Below are 14,746 nucleotides of genomic sequence, written 5' to 3' on the forward strand. Positions count from 1 at the left end.
CACGCGCTGCCCCCACGTACCGCACACACCGGCGGCGGACCCGGATCAGCCCGTCTACCGGAGGTGGACCAGCGTCGACGGCGGAAGGCCGGGGACGCGGGTGTGGGCCGCGGCGCGGGCGGCCGCCGCGAGCGAGTCCGGCGTGAGTGTGCGCGGGGCGGGGGCCCGCGGGTCCAGGCGGAGCGCGGGCGGCATGCGGCCCGCCAGGACGAAGCCCCAGTCACCCCGGTCACCGCCCCGGTCACGGGAGGCGCGGGAGGCACCGGCCGTGCGGTCGGGCCCGGCGGCGGAGCCGGAGTCGCGGCCGTCCACGCGGTACGGCAGGGTGCGCAGTCCGGCGGCCCTGACCGTGGCCTCCACCGTCCAGAACTCCCGGGGCCGCGAGGCGACCGGTCCGGCGTGCACCACCAGCCGGCCGCCGGGTGCCAGGGCCCGCCGGGCCAGGCTGTAGAACTCCTGCGTGTACAGCTTCGCGCTCGCCGTGATGCCCGGATCGGGCAGGTCACCGATCACCACGTCGTACGCCGCCGGCGGCGCCCCGCGCAGCCGGTCGAAGGCGTCGGCGGTGCTCACGTGCACGCGCCGGTCGTCGAAGGCGTGCTCGCCCAGTCCGGCCAGTACCGGGTCGCCGCGCGCGAGCCGGACGAGCGCCGGGTCGCGCTCGACGACGTCCACCCGCTCGACGCCGGGGTGCCGCAGCACCTCGCGTGCGGCGAAGCCGTCGCCGCCGCCGAGGATCAGCACCCGCGCGTGCGGCCCGCTCATCGCGGGGTGGACCAGCGCCTCGTGGTAGCGGCGCTCGTCGCGGCCGCCGCCCCGCAGCCGCCCGTCGAGGAACAGCCGCGGCGGACGGCCCCGGGTGCCGCCGGTGAGGACCACCTCCTGCTCGCCGGTCCGCAGCGCCACCCGGACGTCCGCGCCGTACATCGCCTGCCGCGCGGCCCGTTCGAAGTCGCCGACCAGGGCGGTGAGGGAGGCGAGCAGACCGAGCACGGCGAGGTTGGCGACGAGCAGCAGCCAGCGGCCGCGTGGGGTCAGGTCCCGCGGGAACAGGCCGAGCACGAGGACGCCGCCGGCCACGGCGTTGACGGCGCCGGTCACCAGCGCTCCGGTCAACTGCCCCAGCAGCGGCAGCAGGAGGAACGGGAACGCGAGTCCGCCGACGAGCGCGCCCACGTAGTCCGCCGCGAACAGGTCGGCGACCGCACCGCCCGCGTCCTGGCGGCGGATCCGCTGGATCAGCTCCATCAGCAGCGGCACCTCCGCGCCGATCAGCAGGCCGATGGCCAGGGAGAAGCCGACCAGCAGGCAGCGCGGACCGTTCGCCCACACGCCGCCCCAGCCGCCGGTCCAGGCGAACACCGCGTACAGCGCCATGGCGCTGCACCCGCCCACCAGCGCGAGCGTCGCCTCGATCGCGCCGAAGGCGACGGCGGCGTGCCGGCGCAGCCGCTTCGCGGCGAGCGAGCCGATGCCCATGGCGAACACCATGACGGACAGCACGATGGACGCCTGGGTGACCGAGTCGCCGATCAGGTACGAGGCCAGCGCCACGAGTTCGAGCTCGTACACGAGTCCGCAGGCCGCGCAGACGAAGACACCCGCGAGGACCAGGAACCGGCCGGTTCCCGGCCGGACGGGCAGTCGCGCGGGGCCGTGGAAGGACGACGCCGCGCCGGGCGGGGCCGGGGCGTGCGATTCGATCACACCTGTGACGTTACGTCACAGAAGTGGGACGCTTCGTCACCCACACGTGTGGAACGGGACGTGGTCGCGCCTCGCGTGTTTACCCGCGCTCACCTCGCTCCGGCCGGCGCGGAACGGCGCACCCCCACCCTGGTCCGGGTGGTCACCAACTGGCCGTCCTGCGGGTAGGCGTGCCAGGTCCGCCAGTGCACCTGGCCGTCGTGCCACTGCGCCAGCATCGCGGTGAACGCGTTCGGGCTGCCCGGGAAGACACCCGCCAGACCGTGCGGATGCTCGGAGACGAGGGCCAGCAGCTCCTGGGCACGGCCGGTGAACGACCCCGGCGTCAGGAACTCGACGCGGGCGGCGAACTCGTACGCCCAGTCGTCGGCCCGCTTGGCGACGCCGAGCGGCAGCGGCGTGCTGGAGCCCGGGATGCACGCCACGGTCTCCGAACAGCTTCCCCGCTCCTCCTCCAGGAGCACCTGGTGGGACGCGCCGAGGAGTCTCAACTGGAGTTTCGCCCCGGTCAGTTCGAGGTCCAGGGTGGCCAGTGCGGGCAGCGGCTCGCGCCCCAGGGCCCAGGCGAGGTCGGCCGCGCTCGTGTCGGTGTAGGAGGTGTTCAGGGTCGTGAGCATGGATCGGCTCCGCTAGCACGCAAAGAAAAAGAAGGAGAGGAACGGGCCGGCACGCCCCGGTGGACACGGGGACGACGGCCCGGTCAGCCCAGCTCGGGAGGGGGGTGCTGGACATCCGAGGGGCTGCGTCGGTAGAGGCAATCACGAACAGCGGTTCCGCCACAGGGTTTTTACCCAACTTCGTGCGGTTTCCATCCCTCAGAGGGCCTCACAGCTCAACTGTTCAACCATGGCGGGTGCCAGAGCGTGCGCGACGGGGCCGGTGCACCCGCCGGAGGCTTCCCCCGGCGGGCGCCGGCCCGGATGCGGTTCCCCCGCGGAGCTCGGCTGCCCCGTGTCAGCTGCCTCCGCCGCATCCGCCCCCGCACGACGACCCTCCGCCGCACGAGGAATGCCCCCCGCAGGAGTGACCCCCACACGAGTGCGACCCCCCGGAATGTCCCCCTCCCGAGTGACCCCCTCCCGAGTGATGGCCACCGTCGGACGAGCAGCCACCGCCGCCGCCGTCCGACCCGGCCCACCAGCCGACGCCGCCGCTCGCGCTTCCCCCGCCGACCGACCTCGCGCCGACCGACCCCGCGCGCCGGCCCCGCGACGACTTCACGAGCCGGACGCGGCGGGCCCTGCCGCGCCCGGCCGCCACGGCGGCCACGCACAGCACCACGATCAACGCCAGGACGATGCCCAGAACCATGGCGTCCCCCTCCCTCCGATCCCCAGGACCCCCGGCCGGGGCACCCGGGGCCGTTCCCCCGGACGCCCGCCGGACGTTCCCGGGGCGTTCCGCCGAAGCGGCCCCCCGTGGGCGCCTCGCAGCGTGCCCGGGAGATGCCCGGCCGCCGGACCGGCCAAAGCACACTTGAGGAAGTCCAGAGCTTGGACGGAGGATGGCCGGCATGACCTCCAGCGCACGCCCGCTCCTCAACCGCCGGCTCGCCGAGTTCGGGACGACGATCTTCGCCGAGATGTCCGCGCTCGCCGTACGGACCGGGTCGATCAACCTGGGGCAGGGCTTCCCCGACACCGACGGCCCCGAGGAGATCAGGGAGGCGGCCGTGCGCGCGTTGCGCGACGGGCGGGGCAACCAGTACCCGCCAGGTCCGGGCATCCCCGAGCTGCGCACGGCGGTCGCGGAGCACCAGCTGCGGCGGTACGGCCTCTCCTACGACCCGGACACCGAGGTGCTGGTCACCGCGGGCGCCACCGAGGCGATCGCGGCCACGCTGCTGGCGCTGCTAGAGCCCGGCGACGAGGTGATCGCCCTGGAGCCGTACTACGACTCCTACGCCGCCTGCATCGCGATGGCGGGCGGGAAGCGGGTGCCGGTGACGCTCCGGCCGGACCACGAGGAGGGTGCGTTCCGGCTCGACCTGGACGAACTGCGCGACGCGGTGACCCCGCGGACCCGGCTGCTGCTCCTGAACACCCCGCACAACCCGACCGGCACCGTCCTCACCCGCGCCGAACTGGCCGAGATCGCACGGCTCGCCGTCGCACACGACCTGCTCGTGGTGACGGACGAGGTGTACGAGCACCTGGTGTACGACGACGCCGAGCACATCCCGCTCGCCACGTTCCCGGGTATGCGCGAGCGCACGGTCACCATCTCGTCGGCGGGCAAGACGTTCTCGTTCACGGGCTGGAAGGTCGGCTGGGTCACCGCCGCCGCTCCCCTGGTCACGGCGGTCCGCTCGGCCAAGCAGTTCCTGACCTACGTGAGCGCCGGACCGTTCCAGTACGCGGTCGCCGAGGCGCTCGCCCTCCCCGACAGCCACTTCACCGGTTTCCGCGAGGACCTGCGCGCCAAGCGCGACCTGCTCGCCACCGGACTGGCCGAGGCGGGCTTCGAGGTCTTCCGCCCCCGGGGCACCTACTTCGTCACCACCGACATCGCCCGGCTCGGCGAGAAGGACGGCATCGCCTTCTGCCGTACCCTGCCCGAACGCTGCGGCGTGGTCGCCATCCCCAACGCGGTCTTCTACGACGACCGGGAGGCGGGCCGCACCCAGGTCCGTTTCGCCTTCTGCAAGCGGACGGACGTCCTGCGCGAGGCCGTGTCCCGCCTGCGGAGCCTGTGAGCCGGGGTACGCGCGCCGCTACGGCGAAGAGCCCGCTCCCGGGTACGCGGCCATGGTCGGCTCGCGTCCCGGGCCGGGCTCTCGCTTCTGTGCGTGACGGCCGGGGGGACTACTTCTCGTCGTCCTCGGGCTTGTCCGCCTCGTCGACGTCCTGCTCGACGGGCTTGTCCGTCTCGTTGATGTCCTGTTCGAGGCCGAGCTGCTCGACGAGCCACCGGTCGAACTCGATGGCGGCCCGCACCCAGCTGACCGTCGAGGAGACGAAGTGCTCCAGGCTCACGCCCATGCCGATCAGCATCTGCGCCTCGCCGATGAGGCGGACGGTGCCGTCGTCGTGGGTGTGGCTGTACACCTTGGGCCACAGGGTGCGCCGGTTCCAGTCGTCGATGGACTCCAGCAGCTGCGGCTTCTCGTCGATCTTGTGGGGCCGGTCGTAGAACGTCCGCACCGAGAAGACCTGCTGGTCGGCCTCGCCGCGGAACATGAAGTACGTACGGAACTGCTCCCACGGCGCCGCGAGGTCGCCCTCGTCGTCGACGACGTACTTGAGCTCCATCTGGTCCAGGAGCTGCTTCACGAGGTCCTGATCCGGGACGACGGGGCCCGCCGGTCCCTGGGGCTGCGGCTCTGGCTTGCCCCCGAAGTTCGGAATCGAGGACGGGTCGATGCTCACCGTGTTTTTCCCTTCGTACGGATCTCGCCATCCTCCCTCATGCGGGGAGGGGGGTGGCAAGCCCTCCGGGAGCCTGTCAGCCCTGGGCTGACACGATCCGGCCGTCAGGTGGACGTCCGGCAAACGGAGGTGGGGGTCATGACGCGGACACGGGGCGGGACGAAGGCACTGCCCTTCCTCGTCGCCTTCGCGGGCATCGTGCTGTCCGCCTCCGAGTACCCACTGAACGGAGGACCCACGGGGAACCCCGCCCCGGCCCGGACACGGTTCCCGGCGTTCCCGGCGTTCACGGCGTTCACGGCGTTCACGGTGCGACGCGGCCCGCCACCCACCGTGGTGGCGGACCGCGCCGGGGGCTACAGCGTCTTGCCGGTCGCCGGGCCCACCAGCAGGCCCTCGCCGAAGCGGTCGACGCGGACCGTGTCGCCGTCCTTGATCTCGCCGGAGAGGATCTCCTTGGCGAGGCGGTCGCCGATGGCGGTCTGGACCAGACGGCGCAGCGGGCGGGCGCCATAGGCCGGGTCCATGCCCTCCTCGGCGAGCCAGGCCAGGGCGTCGGGGGTGACGTCCAGGGTCAGGCGGCGCTCCGACAGACGGCGGGCGAGCCGGTCGATCTGGAGCCCGGCGATCCGGCTCAGCTCCTCCTTGGACAGGGCCGAGAAGACCACCAGGTCGTCCAGGCGGTTGAGGAACTCCGGCTTGAAGGAGGTGCGGACCGTTTCGAGGACCTGCTCCTTCTTCTCCTCCTCGCTCGTCAGCGGGTCGACCAGGTACTGGCTGCCCAGGTTCGAGGTCAGCACCAGGATGGCGTTGCGGAAGTCGACGGTGCGGCCCTGGCCGTCGGTGAGGCGACCGTCGTCCAGCACCTGCAACAGGATGTCGAAGACCTCCGGGTGGGCCTTCTCCACCTCGTCGAGCAGCACCACGCTGTACGGGCGGCGGCGCACCGCCTCGGTGAGCTGTCCGCCCTCCTCGTAGCCGACGTAGCCGGGCGGGGCGCCGACCAGCCGGGCCACGCTGTGCTTCTCGCCGTACTCCGACATGTCGATGCGGACCATGGCCCGCTCGTCGTCGAAGAGGAAGTCGGCGAGCGCCTTGGCGAGTTCGGTCTTGCCGACGCCGGTCGGGCCGAGGAAGAGGAACGAGCCCGTGGGCCGGTCCGGGTCCGCGATGCCGGCCCGGCTGCGGCGCACGGCGTCGGAGACGGCCCGCACGGCCTCGGCCTGGCCGATGAGCCGCCTGCCGATCTCCTCCTCCATGCGCAGCAGTTTCTGCGTCTCGCCCTCCAGCAGTCGGCCGGCCGGGATCCCGGTCCAGGAGGCGACCACGTCGGCGATGTCGTCGGGGCCGACCTCCTCCTTGACCATGGTGTCCTTGGCGGCCTCCTCCTCGGCCTGCGAGGCGGCCTCCAACTCCTTCTCCAGGTCGGGGATCTCCCCGTACAGCAGCTTGGAGGCGGTGTCGAAGTCGCCGTCGCGCTGGGCGCGTTCGGCCTGGCCGCGCAGGTCGTCCAGGCGCTCCTTCAGCTCACCGACCCGGTTGAGGGCCTGCTTCTCCTTCTCCCAGCGGGCGGTCAGGCCGCGCAGCTCCTCCTCCTTGTCGGCGAGGTCGCGGCGCAGTTTCTCCAGTCGCTCCCGCGAGGCCGCGTCGGTCTCCTTGTCGAGCGCCAGCTCCTCCATGCGCAACCGGTCGACGCCGCGCTGGAGTTCGTCGATCTCCACCGGGGAGGAGTCGATCTCCATGCGCAGCCGGGAGGCGGACTCGTCGACGAGGTCGATCGCCTTGTCGGGCAGGAAGCGTGAGGTGATGTACCGGTCGGACAGGGTCGCGGCGGCCACCAGCGCGGAGTCGTTGATCTGCACCTTGTGGTGGGCCTCGTAGCGGCCCTTGAGCCCGCGCAGGATCGCGATGGAGTCCTCCACGCTGGGCTCGGCGACCAGCACCTGCTGGAAGCGCCGCTCCAGCGCCGGGTCCTTCTCGATCCGCTCCCGGTACTCGTCGAGCGTCGTGGCGCCGACCATGCGCAGCTCGCCGCGGGCCAGCATGGGCTTGAGCATGTTCCCGGCGTCCATCGCGGAGTCGCCGCCGGCGCCCGTGCCGACGACGGTGTGCAGCTCGTCGATGAAGGTGATGATCCGGCCGTCGGACTCCTTGATCTCCGCCAGGACGGTCTTGAGCCGCTCCTCGAACTCGCCGCGGTACTTCGCGCCCGCGACCATCGCCCCGAGGTCCAGCGCCACCAGCCGCTTGTCCTTCAGCGACTCGGGCACGTCGCCCTTGACGATCCGCTGGGCGAGCCCCTCGACGACGGCGGTCTTGCCGACGCCGGGCTCACCGATGAGCACCGGGTTGTTCTTGGTGCGGCGCGACAGCACCTGCACCACGCGGCGGATCTCCTGGTCCCGGCCGATCACCGGGTCGAGGCGGCCCTCGCGCGCCGCGGCGGTGAGATCCGTGCCGAACTTCTCCAGGGCCTTGTACTGGCCCTCGGGGTCGGCTGTGGTCACCCGGCGTCCTCCCCTCGCCTTCGAGAAGGCGTCCTGAAGCTTCCTGGCGCCGGCGCCCTGGCCGGACAGCACCTCGCCGGCCGCGCCGCCCTTCGCGGCGATGCCGATGAGCAGGTGCTCGGTGGACAGGTACTCGTCCCCGAGGTCCCGCGCCCTGCCCTGCGCGTCCGCGATCACGGCGAGCAGCTCGCGGTTGGGCTGCGGCGGCGCGACCGTGGACCCGGTCACGCTGGGCAGGGACGCGAGCACGCGCTCGGTGCCGGAGCGGACGGAGGCCTGGTCGGCGTCGACGGCCGACAGCAGGTCGATGATGTTCTCGTTGTCCTGCCCCTCGAGCAGCGCGAGAAGCAGATGGGCGGGGGTGAGGTCGGGGTGCCCCTCCCGTACGGCCCGGTTGCCGGCCGCGTTGATCGCGTCACGGCTCCTGTTGGTCAGCTCGGCGTCCACGGTCGCTTCTCTCCTCCTTGACGAGCGCTCTCAGCCCACATCTCCCAGCGCTGACTGCACCAGCGTACACAAACTTGAGTCTATTCCACTCAAGGTGAGACCGGGAGCTTTCTCAGGGAGGGGATCGAGGAGGTCGGGACCGGCGCGAAGGCGGCACACACGACGGCGCCCGGGGCGACCCGTCCCGCGTGATGATCGGAATCGGGCCGCCCCGGGCGCCGGGGCACGACTGAGCGGCGGTGGCCTTTTTCGGCCAGTGATCGAATCCGCCGATACCCGGAGATTTTGGGAAAACAACAGCGGCGTCACCGTGTTCAGGTCACGGTGACGCCGCTGCGGGGGGAAGCACCTGAGCGATCTGTTACGACGGGGGAATCGCGTCAGGCACTGCGGGGGGTGGCGGTGATGGTTCTCAGGACCGAGGGTTGCTCTGCTACCTGCCGGTGGTCCCTCTGGTCCAGGTTCACGAAGATCATTCCGTAGCGGACGGCACACCGTACGGGCTGCGGCGCCCCCCGAGGCCGCCGCAGACACCGGTACGCCCGTACGTCACCGTCCTCGTCCCGCGTGACGACGACCGGCTCACCGAAGACGGTCACCATCAGCGAGTCACCGCTGTGGGGGAGGGCGGTGACCAGGTCGATGAAGTGCCAACCGGAGCGGTAGGCGGTGGCCATCTCGCGGCGGAAGGAACGGTCGTCGGGTGGAGTGGTCACATCAGCTCTCCGGAGTCAACTGTCGTGACAAAGTCCGGCCAGTGCGAGTCGGCGGGACTCGTCACCACGACTGCCGGCCAGTGACTGTCCGCCCTGTCGTCACTCCCCGCATCGAAGTGACCACCCAGCACCCCAAAGGCCGCAACAGCGGAGAAGGCGGCCACAAGCACCGAGCGAAGCATTCTCTTACGCATAGTCGGCTTCGTCCTCACTTGAAAGTCTCCCTTTCCCCCGTCAGGTAAGACGATGGCTCATTCCGGCACGTCATGGCCACAGGATCGATGCATCATGTTCCTGCATGTTCAGGACCCTGGGGGGTGGAGATTTAGTGGGAAATCGGACTAAGGGGATGCATCCCCACGCGGTGACCGAACTTTGTGAGGAAGGTGGCCGACTTTATGCGAACGCCCTCCGTCTGGGGAGGATCGTCCGGGCGGATGCCGAATGCGCCCCTTGTCTCGTGGAGTTCGACCTTCTCCGCCCGGATCCGGACGACGCGAACTGGCTGTGCCCGGTGCACCCTTCGGTCGCGCTGGCCGAGCGTCTCCACCCAATCGAGCGAGAGATCACGGAACGCCGGCGGCTGTCCATCCAGCTTGCGGACCTCTTTGAGCCGTTTCTCGCGCTCAGCGCGCAGTCGGCGACGACCGGCCACTCGATCACGGTGTTGGAGGGGGGAGCGCGGATCAACGCGGCGCTCAACGTGGCCACGGCCCAGTGCCACACCGAGATGCTCACCATCCAGCCGAGCGACGACCGCTTCTCCGAGCGCAGCCTCACCCAGGGCCTCGAGCGGGACCGGCCGCTCATCGAGCGTGGCGTGCGCATCCGGACCCTTTATCAGCACACCGCGCGCTACAGCCCCGAGAAACTGGCCTACGTGGACCAGTTGTCGAGCGGGAAGGCCGAGTACCGCACCATCGACGAGGTAGTGGAACGGCTCATCGTGTGCGACGAGACCGTCGCGTTCATCCCCACCCGCGACGATCAACAAGTCGCTCTGGAACTCCGCCACTCGGGCCTCGTCCGCTACCTGATCAAGGTCTTCGAGTTCATGTGGGGCCGATCGGTCCCACTGAGCGCCGGCACCCCCTACGAGACCGCTCCCGGCGGCATCAACGACATCCAGTACTCCATAGCCAAGCTCCTCGTCGAGGGCCACGTCGATGAGGCCATCGCCCGTCGCCTTGGTATGAACGTCCGTACCTGCCGGGCCCACATCGCCAAGCTCGCTGCCATCCTCGGCAGCGGCAGCCGTGCCCAACTCGGTTACCTCATTGCCCAGTCGGGGATTCTGCAGCAAAAGCACTGAAGCCACAGGGAGGACCGGGGTGGGCCCGACACGTCATCCGGAGCACGGCGCGGAGAACCTGTGCCCAACGGGCGCAGAGTTGTACGAACGCGCCCTGCGGAGCGGATGGGTGCCCGCGGGAGAGGCGGCCGCGGCCCCCTGCCTCGTCGACTTCGGTCTGCTGCACCCGACGGTTGAAGATCTCGGCCGGCTGGAGCCCGTGGCACCCGCCGCCGCCCTCCACCGGCTCTTGCGCGCTACCGAGGAGCGCATCGCCGAGGAGCGACGGCGCGAGGAACGACTGACCCAGACCTTCGAGCCGCTTATGCGCATCGACGGCCGGCGCACCGGGGAGCCCGACACCTCGACGCTTGCGATCCTCAGCGGTACCCGCCGGATCAACCAGGCCATCACCGAGACCATGGCCGAAGCGAGCCAGGAGCTCCTATGCGTGCAACCGCACGCGGGCCTCGTCGGTCAGCGCGCCGAGGAGGCCCGGGTCGTGTCGCTGGTGCGCGACCAGGCGCTGCTGGACCGAGGTGGCCGCATCCGCACGCTCTACCAGCACACTCTGCGCCATGTGCCCTCAGTGCCCGCCTATCAAGAGCAACTGAACGGCGATGTCGAGGCCCGTTCCCTCGACGAGGTCACCGCCCGCCTCATCGTCGTGGACCGCAGGGCCGCCTTCATCCCCGCCAACCGTGACGGCACCCTCGCGCTCCAAGTGCGCCACCCGGCCCTCGTGGAGTTCTTCACAACCACCTTCGAACGGCTGTGGCGGCTGGCCACCCCCATGTTCCCGTTGACCGTCCAACAGCCGTCCTCGGACCGCGTCACCCCCCGCCAGCGCGCCATCGCCGGGCTCCTCGTCGAAGGCCACACCGACACCGTCATCGCCGAACGCCTCGGCATGAACGTGCGCACCGCACGTGAGCACATCGCCAAGCTCGCCGCCACCCTCGGCAGTGGCAGCCGGGCCCAGTTGGGCTACCTCATCGGGCAGTCGGGAATTCTTGACCCGGAACCGTGAACGGCCCCACGCCCACGGTGCTCGGCGGTCCGTCCAGCCCCGCCTGGGCGATCCGCACACCCAGCTGCGTGCGGCCGGCCGCGCCCAGCGTCTCCGACAGCCGGGCGATGTGCGCCCGGCAGGTGCGGACGCTGATGCCCAGCCGCTCGGCGATCACGGCGTCCTGGTGGCCTTCGGCCAGCAGCGCCGCGATGGACCGCTCGCGGTGGGAGATGCCCTCGATGCCCGTCTCGGGCAGCGGCGCGGTCAGCGGGATCGCCAGCCGCCAGAGCCGTTCGAAGACCGTCCCCAGGTACTCCACCAGCGCGGGATGACGCAGCTCCAGCGCCATCGTGCAGTCGGCGTTGGCGGGTACGAAGGCGACCGTGCGGTCGAAGAGGATCAGCCGGTCGATCACCTCGTCCAGCGTGCGCGCCTCGACCGCGTCGCCCATCAGCTCCAGGTAGTTGAGCAGCCCCTGGCCGTGCCGGGCCACATGCGTGTACAGGTCCCGCATCCGCACCCCGCGCCCGCGCAGCGCCAGCGCCCGGTGCAGCCCCTCGGACAGCTCGTGCTCGCGGCGGATGCCGCCCGGCTGGACGGTCAGCACCTCGGCGGTGCACGCCTCGGTCGCCTCGTCCATCGCCGCCTGGATGCGGGACAGTCCGTCCAGGACCCGGATCGCCGTGCCCTCCACGGCCGCCGAGGGCACCCGCACCTGCCGGCCGAGCCCGGCGTACCGCTCGACGGCGGACACCACCGAGCCCACCCGCCGGTGGCTCTCACTCACCTCGTCGTACATCCCGCGCAGCAGCCGGGTCATGACCTCCTGCGGCGCGGTCGGCACCAGGAAGTCCATGTCGTCGGGGTCCGGGTGCAGCAGGGCGAGTTCAAGCAGGCAGGGCACCGGCTCGGCGAGCCGGCGCGGCACCCGGCCCTGCCGTACGGCCCGGGAATACACGTGCTCCCCGGCCTCGCACAGTCGGTCGGCACCGTGTGGATGCTTCTCCGTCCCGTGCCCGGTCATGCCCCATCACACCCCCGGTTTCCGCGTCTTCCGCAGCGCAACTATGCGCGGAGCGGACCGGCTGTGCAACACGGCTCCTTCCGGCGCGACCCCCGAAAACCAGCGGTTTCGACCGGTGTGCACCAGCCTCCACCGGACTGATCGCAGCGCGGCGAAGTCGGCTGCGAAGTCGGCTGTGGAACCCGAACGCGCCCCGCTTGCAAGGACGTTACTTCAGTCCGATGGAGTTACAGGCCGCCTTGTACGTCGCGGTGCAGATGTCGGACACCTTGTAGATGCCGTCGTCGATGACCGTGTCCTGGATGTTCCTCTTCGTCAGGGCGACCACGGAGACCAACTGCGCGGGAATGTTCTTGTGGGTGGGGCTGCTGATCCGGTCCCGGGTGAGGGAGTCGAACTGGATGTCCTTGCCCTGGACCTTGGCGACCGCCATCTGGGCGGCGGTCTCGGCCTCCGTCGGGTAGGACTTGTACACGCTCATGTACTGCTCGCCGGTGACGATCCGCTGCACGGCGTCGAGTTCGGCGTCCTGGCCGGTGATGGCCGGCAGGTCGGTGAAGCCCGCGTCCTTGAAGGCCTTGATGACGCCGCCCGCCATGCCGTCGTTGGCGGAGTAGACGGCGGCGATGTCGTCCTTGCCGAGCGCGGCCAGCGCCTCGGCCATGTTCGCCCGGGCGTTCTCCGGCTTCCAGTCCTTGGTGTCGTAGGACTTGGCGATCGTGACCTTCCCGCTGAGCTGGGAGAGCGCGCCCTCCTTGAACTGCTTGGCGTTCGGGTCGGTGGGCGATCCGTTGATCATGACGATCTGGTCGGAGGTGCTCACGTCGGAACCCAGCGCGTCGATCAGGGAGCGGCCCTGCACCTCGCCCACCAGCTCGTTGTCGAAGGAGATGTACGCGTCGATCGGGCCCTCGGAGAGCCGGTCGTAGGCGATGACCGGGATGCCCGCGTCCTTGGCCTTCTGCACCACGTCGGCGATGGCGTGCGAGTCGACGGCGTCGAGCAGGATGACGTCGACCTTGTCGTCGATCATCCGCTGCATCTGGCCGGCCTGCCTGCCCGCGTCCGCGTCCGCGTTGGAGTACTCGACCTTGCCCTTGTTCCGGGTCAGCTCGGCGACCTTCTCCTTGATGATGGGGTAGTCGAACTTCTCGTACCGGGTGTTGGCCGTCTCCGGCAGCAGCAGGCCCACCGTCAGGTCGTCGCCCTTGGTGGGGCTCGCGTCGGCGCCGCTCCCCGACCCGCCGAGCGCCCCGCAGGCGGCGAGCGAGAAGGTCAGCGTGGACGCGGCCACGGCTATGGCGATATGACGCATCGAGGTGCTCACTTCTGGTGCCTTCCGGACGAGGGCGCAGCATTGCAACCCAGGTGACTGAAAAGCCAACGCGGAGGCGACCATCGGCGTCAAGCGGAACCACTTAACGAGATGGCAACACCACACTCCGCTGCGGCTGTGAAGACCCTGCGAACCCTTGCGGAATCATCCTCAAACGCCCTTTGCGGACCCTTCACCAGAGGGAAGTTCAGCGGTCGGGCGAAGACGCGGGCGACCTGACGGACGCACACCTACCGGTCCGAACAGGAGACGGCGCCGACGGAGGCGCCGGTCATGGAGAGGGTCGAGGGCGTGGAGACGATCCGCATGAGCCGACTCGGGCACCGCACAGACCGACACTTGCCATGATGGAAAGTCGAGCTAGACTTTCCATCATGGAAAGTACCTCGGAAGATCCTGCCGCCGCACGCGCGGCCCTCGACGGCGCGGCCTGCGCGCGCGCCACCCTCGCCGACCGCGCCACCGCGCCCTGGTGGTACCACGCCGGGCTGGGCCTCGGCGTGGGCATCGTCTTCGCCTCGATCGACATGGGCGGCAGCATGGTGCCCTCGGGCGTCATCGTCGGGGGGATCGTCCTCCCGACGATGCTCACCCTGAGCGTCGCCCGCTCCCGCGGCGTCTCCGTCAACCGCTCGGTGTCCGCTCCGGGCACGCGCGGGCTCAACGGCTTGTACCTGCTGGCGCTCATCGCCCTCGGCGGTCTCGGACTGAGCCTGAAGCTGGCCGCGGGGCTGACGGGCGCCATGTCGGTGGCCGGTCTGCCGGCCCTGGCCCTCACCGTGTACGTCACCCGGCGCAACGACGACGCGCTGCGCCGCGATCTGCTGCGGCGGATGTGACCATGTCCGGACTCGACGAGGTGATCCATCCGGCACACCGGCTGCGGATCTGCGCCATGCTCGCGGCGGTCGACTCCCTGGAGTTCTCGGTGGTCCGCGATGCCCTCGGAGTGAGCGACTCCGTCCTGAGCAAGCAGGTCAAGGTGTTGCAGGCGGCCGGCTACGCGACCGTGCGCAAGGTCCCGATGAACTCCCGCACCCACACCTGGCTCGCCCTGACCGACGCGGGCCAGGAGGCACTTGCCGGGCACCTGGCGGAACTGCGGCGCATCGCGTCCCTCGCGGACGGGGCCAAGCCGTAGGGCCGTCCGGCAGGCCCCGGGGCCCGTTGCCCTGCTCCTCGGGGTCCTGCTCCCCGCACAACTTCCCCGGCTCGCCATCGGCCTGCAGAAAGCCCCCGCCCGGCCTCCCAGGAGGCCCCGCGACGACGATTCCCCCGTCAACGCCCGCTTCCGCCGCGCCCACTGCTCACTGTCGTGGTCCAGCCCCGCCGCGCAGT

At 70.7% G+C, this 14,746-nt stretch carries 12 protein-coding genes; 5 read left to right on the forward strand and 7 right to left on the reverse strand.

Translation table 11 applies throughout. The annotated features are described in order from the left end of the window. Nucleotides 1-54: 54 nt before the first annotated feature. On the reverse strand, nt 55-1,707 hold the full coding sequence (locus ACIHCX_RS17325; protein WP_400030166.1) for a polyamine aminopropyltransferase: 1,653 nt from the start codon (nt 1,705-1,707) through the stop codon (nt 55-57). Nucleotides 1,708-1,796: 89 nt separating this feature from the next. Continuing rightward, nucleotides 1,797-2,324, reverse strand: coding sequence for a DUF2617 family protein (locus tag ACIHCX_RS17330; RefSeq protein WP_400030168.1), 528 nt, complete (start codon nt 2,322-2,324; stop codon nt 1,797-1,799). A gap of 887 nt (nt 2,325-3,211) precedes the next feature. Here ACIHCX_RS17330 and ACIHCX_RS17335 point away from each other — a divergent pair. After that, nucleotides 3,212-4,402, forward strand: coding sequence for a pyridoxal phosphate-dependent aminotransferase (locus ACIHCX_RS17335; protein WP_400030170.1), 1,191 nt, complete (start codon nt 3,212-3,214; stop codon nt 4,400-4,402). A 109-nt stretch (nt 4,403-4,511) separates the two neighbouring features. On the opposite strand, the gene ACIHCX_RS17340 is transcribed toward ACIHCX_RS17335, so the two are convergent. The 3 genes from ACIHCX_RS17340 to ACIHCX_RS17350 form a co-directional block, all read right to left on the reverse strand. Then, entirely contained in the window at nt 4,512-5,075 is a 564-nt protein-coding gene (locus tag ACIHCX_RS17340; protein WP_400030172.1) for a YbjN domain-containing protein, read from the reverse strand. 356 nt (nt 5,076-5,431) lie between these two features. After that, complete coding sequence (clpB, locus tag ACIHCX_RS17345; RefSeq protein WP_400030174.1) at nt 5,432-8,029, reverse strand: ATP-dependent chaperone ClpB; 2,598 nt, start codon at nt 8,027-8,029, stop codon at nt 5,432-5,434. A gap of 380 nt (nt 8,030-8,409) precedes the next feature. Beyond that, nucleotides 8,410-8,745: a hypothetical protein gene (locus ACIHCX_RS17350; protein ID WP_400030176.1), complete on the reverse strand. Its 336-nt coding sequence runs from the start codon at nt 8,743-8,745 to the stop codon at nt 8,410-8,412. A 298-nt stretch (nt 8,746-9,043) separates the two neighbouring features. Here ACIHCX_RS17350 and ACIHCX_RS17355 point away from each other — a divergent pair, with 298 nt between their 5' ends. Further along, nucleotides 9,044-10,057: a helix-turn-helix transcriptional regulator gene (locus ACIHCX_RS17355; RefSeq protein WP_400030178.1), complete on the forward strand. Its 1,014-nt coding sequence runs from the start codon at nt 9,044-9,046 to the stop codon at nt 10,055-10,057. Nucleotides 10,058-10,076: 19 nt separating this feature from the next. Continuing rightward, entirely contained in the window at nt 10,077-11,066 is a 990-nt protein-coding gene (locus ACIHCX_RS17360) for a helix-turn-helix transcriptional regulator (protein ID WP_400030180.1), read from the forward strand. Here ACIHCX_RS17360 and ACIHCX_RS17365 read toward each other — a convergent pair. After that, nucleotides 11,029-12,072 (reverse strand): LuxR C-terminal-related transcriptional regulator, encoded by a 1,044-nt coding sequence (locus ACIHCX_RS17365; protein ID WP_400030181.1) that lies wholly within the window; start codon nt 12,070-12,072, stop codon nt 11,029-11,031. The genes ACIHCX_RS17360 and ACIHCX_RS17365 overlap by 38 nt on opposite strands. A 208-nt stretch (nt 12,073-12,280) precedes the next feature. Next, nucleotides 12,281-13,387, reverse strand: coding sequence for a sugar ABC transporter substrate-binding protein (locus ACIHCX_RS17370; RefSeq protein ID WP_400030805.1), 1,107 nt, complete (start codon nt 13,385-13,387; stop codon nt 12,281-12,283). Nucleotides 13,388-13,782: 395 nt separating this feature from the next. Between ACIHCX_RS17370 and ACIHCX_RS17375 the strand changes: the two genes are divergently transcribed. Both ACIHCX_RS17375 and ACIHCX_RS17380 read left to right on the forward strand, forming a co-directional pair. Further along, nucleotides 13,783-14,247 (forward strand): hypothetical protein, encoded by a 465-nt coding sequence (locus ACIHCX_RS17375; RefSeq protein WP_400030183.1) that lies wholly within the window; start codon nt 13,783-13,785, stop codon nt 14,245-14,247. A gap of 2 nt (nt 14,248-14,249) precedes the next feature. Then, on the forward strand, nt 14,250-14,549 hold the full coding sequence (locus tag ACIHCX_RS17380; RefSeq protein ID WP_400030185.1) for a transcriptional regulator: 300 nt from the start codon (nt 14,250-14,252) through the stop codon (nt 14,547-14,549). The last annotated feature ends 197 nt before the right edge of the window (nt 14,550-14,746 follow it).

The organism is Streptomyces sp. NPDC052043, from assembly GCF_044548235.1.
Lineage (GTDB): Bacteria > Actinomycetota > Actinomycetes > Streptomycetales > Streptomycetaceae > Streptomyces.

Coding starts and splice junctions, on each gene's coding strand:
- ACIHCX_RS17330 (WP_400030168.1), bottom strand. CDS start 2,324: ATGCTCACGACCCTGAACACCTCCTACACCGACACGAGCGCGGCCGAC.
- ACIHCX_RS17335 (WP_400030170.1), top strand. CDS start 3,212: ATGGCCGGCATGACCTCCAGCGCACGCCCGCTCCTCAACCGCCGGCTC.
- ACIHCX_RS17355 (WP_400030178.1), top strand. CDS start 9,044: ATGTTCAGGACCCTGGGGGGTGGAGATTTAGTGGGAAATCGGACTAAG.
- ACIHCX_RS17365 (WP_400030181.1), bottom strand. CDS start 12,072: ATGACCGGGCACGGGACGGAGAAGCATCCACACGGTGCCGACCGACTG.
- ACIHCX_RS17370 (WP_400030805.1), bottom strand. CDS start 13,387: ATGCGTCATATCGCCATAGCCGTGGCCGCGTCCACGCTGACCTTCTCG.
- ACIHCX_RS17375 (WP_400030183.1), top strand. CDS start 13,783: ATGGAAAGTACCTCGGAAGATCCTGCCGCCGCACGCGCGGCCCTCGAC.
- ACIHCX_RS17380 (WP_400030185.1), top strand. CDS start 14,250: ATGTCCGGACTCGACGAGGTGATCCATCCGGCACACCGGCTGCGGATC.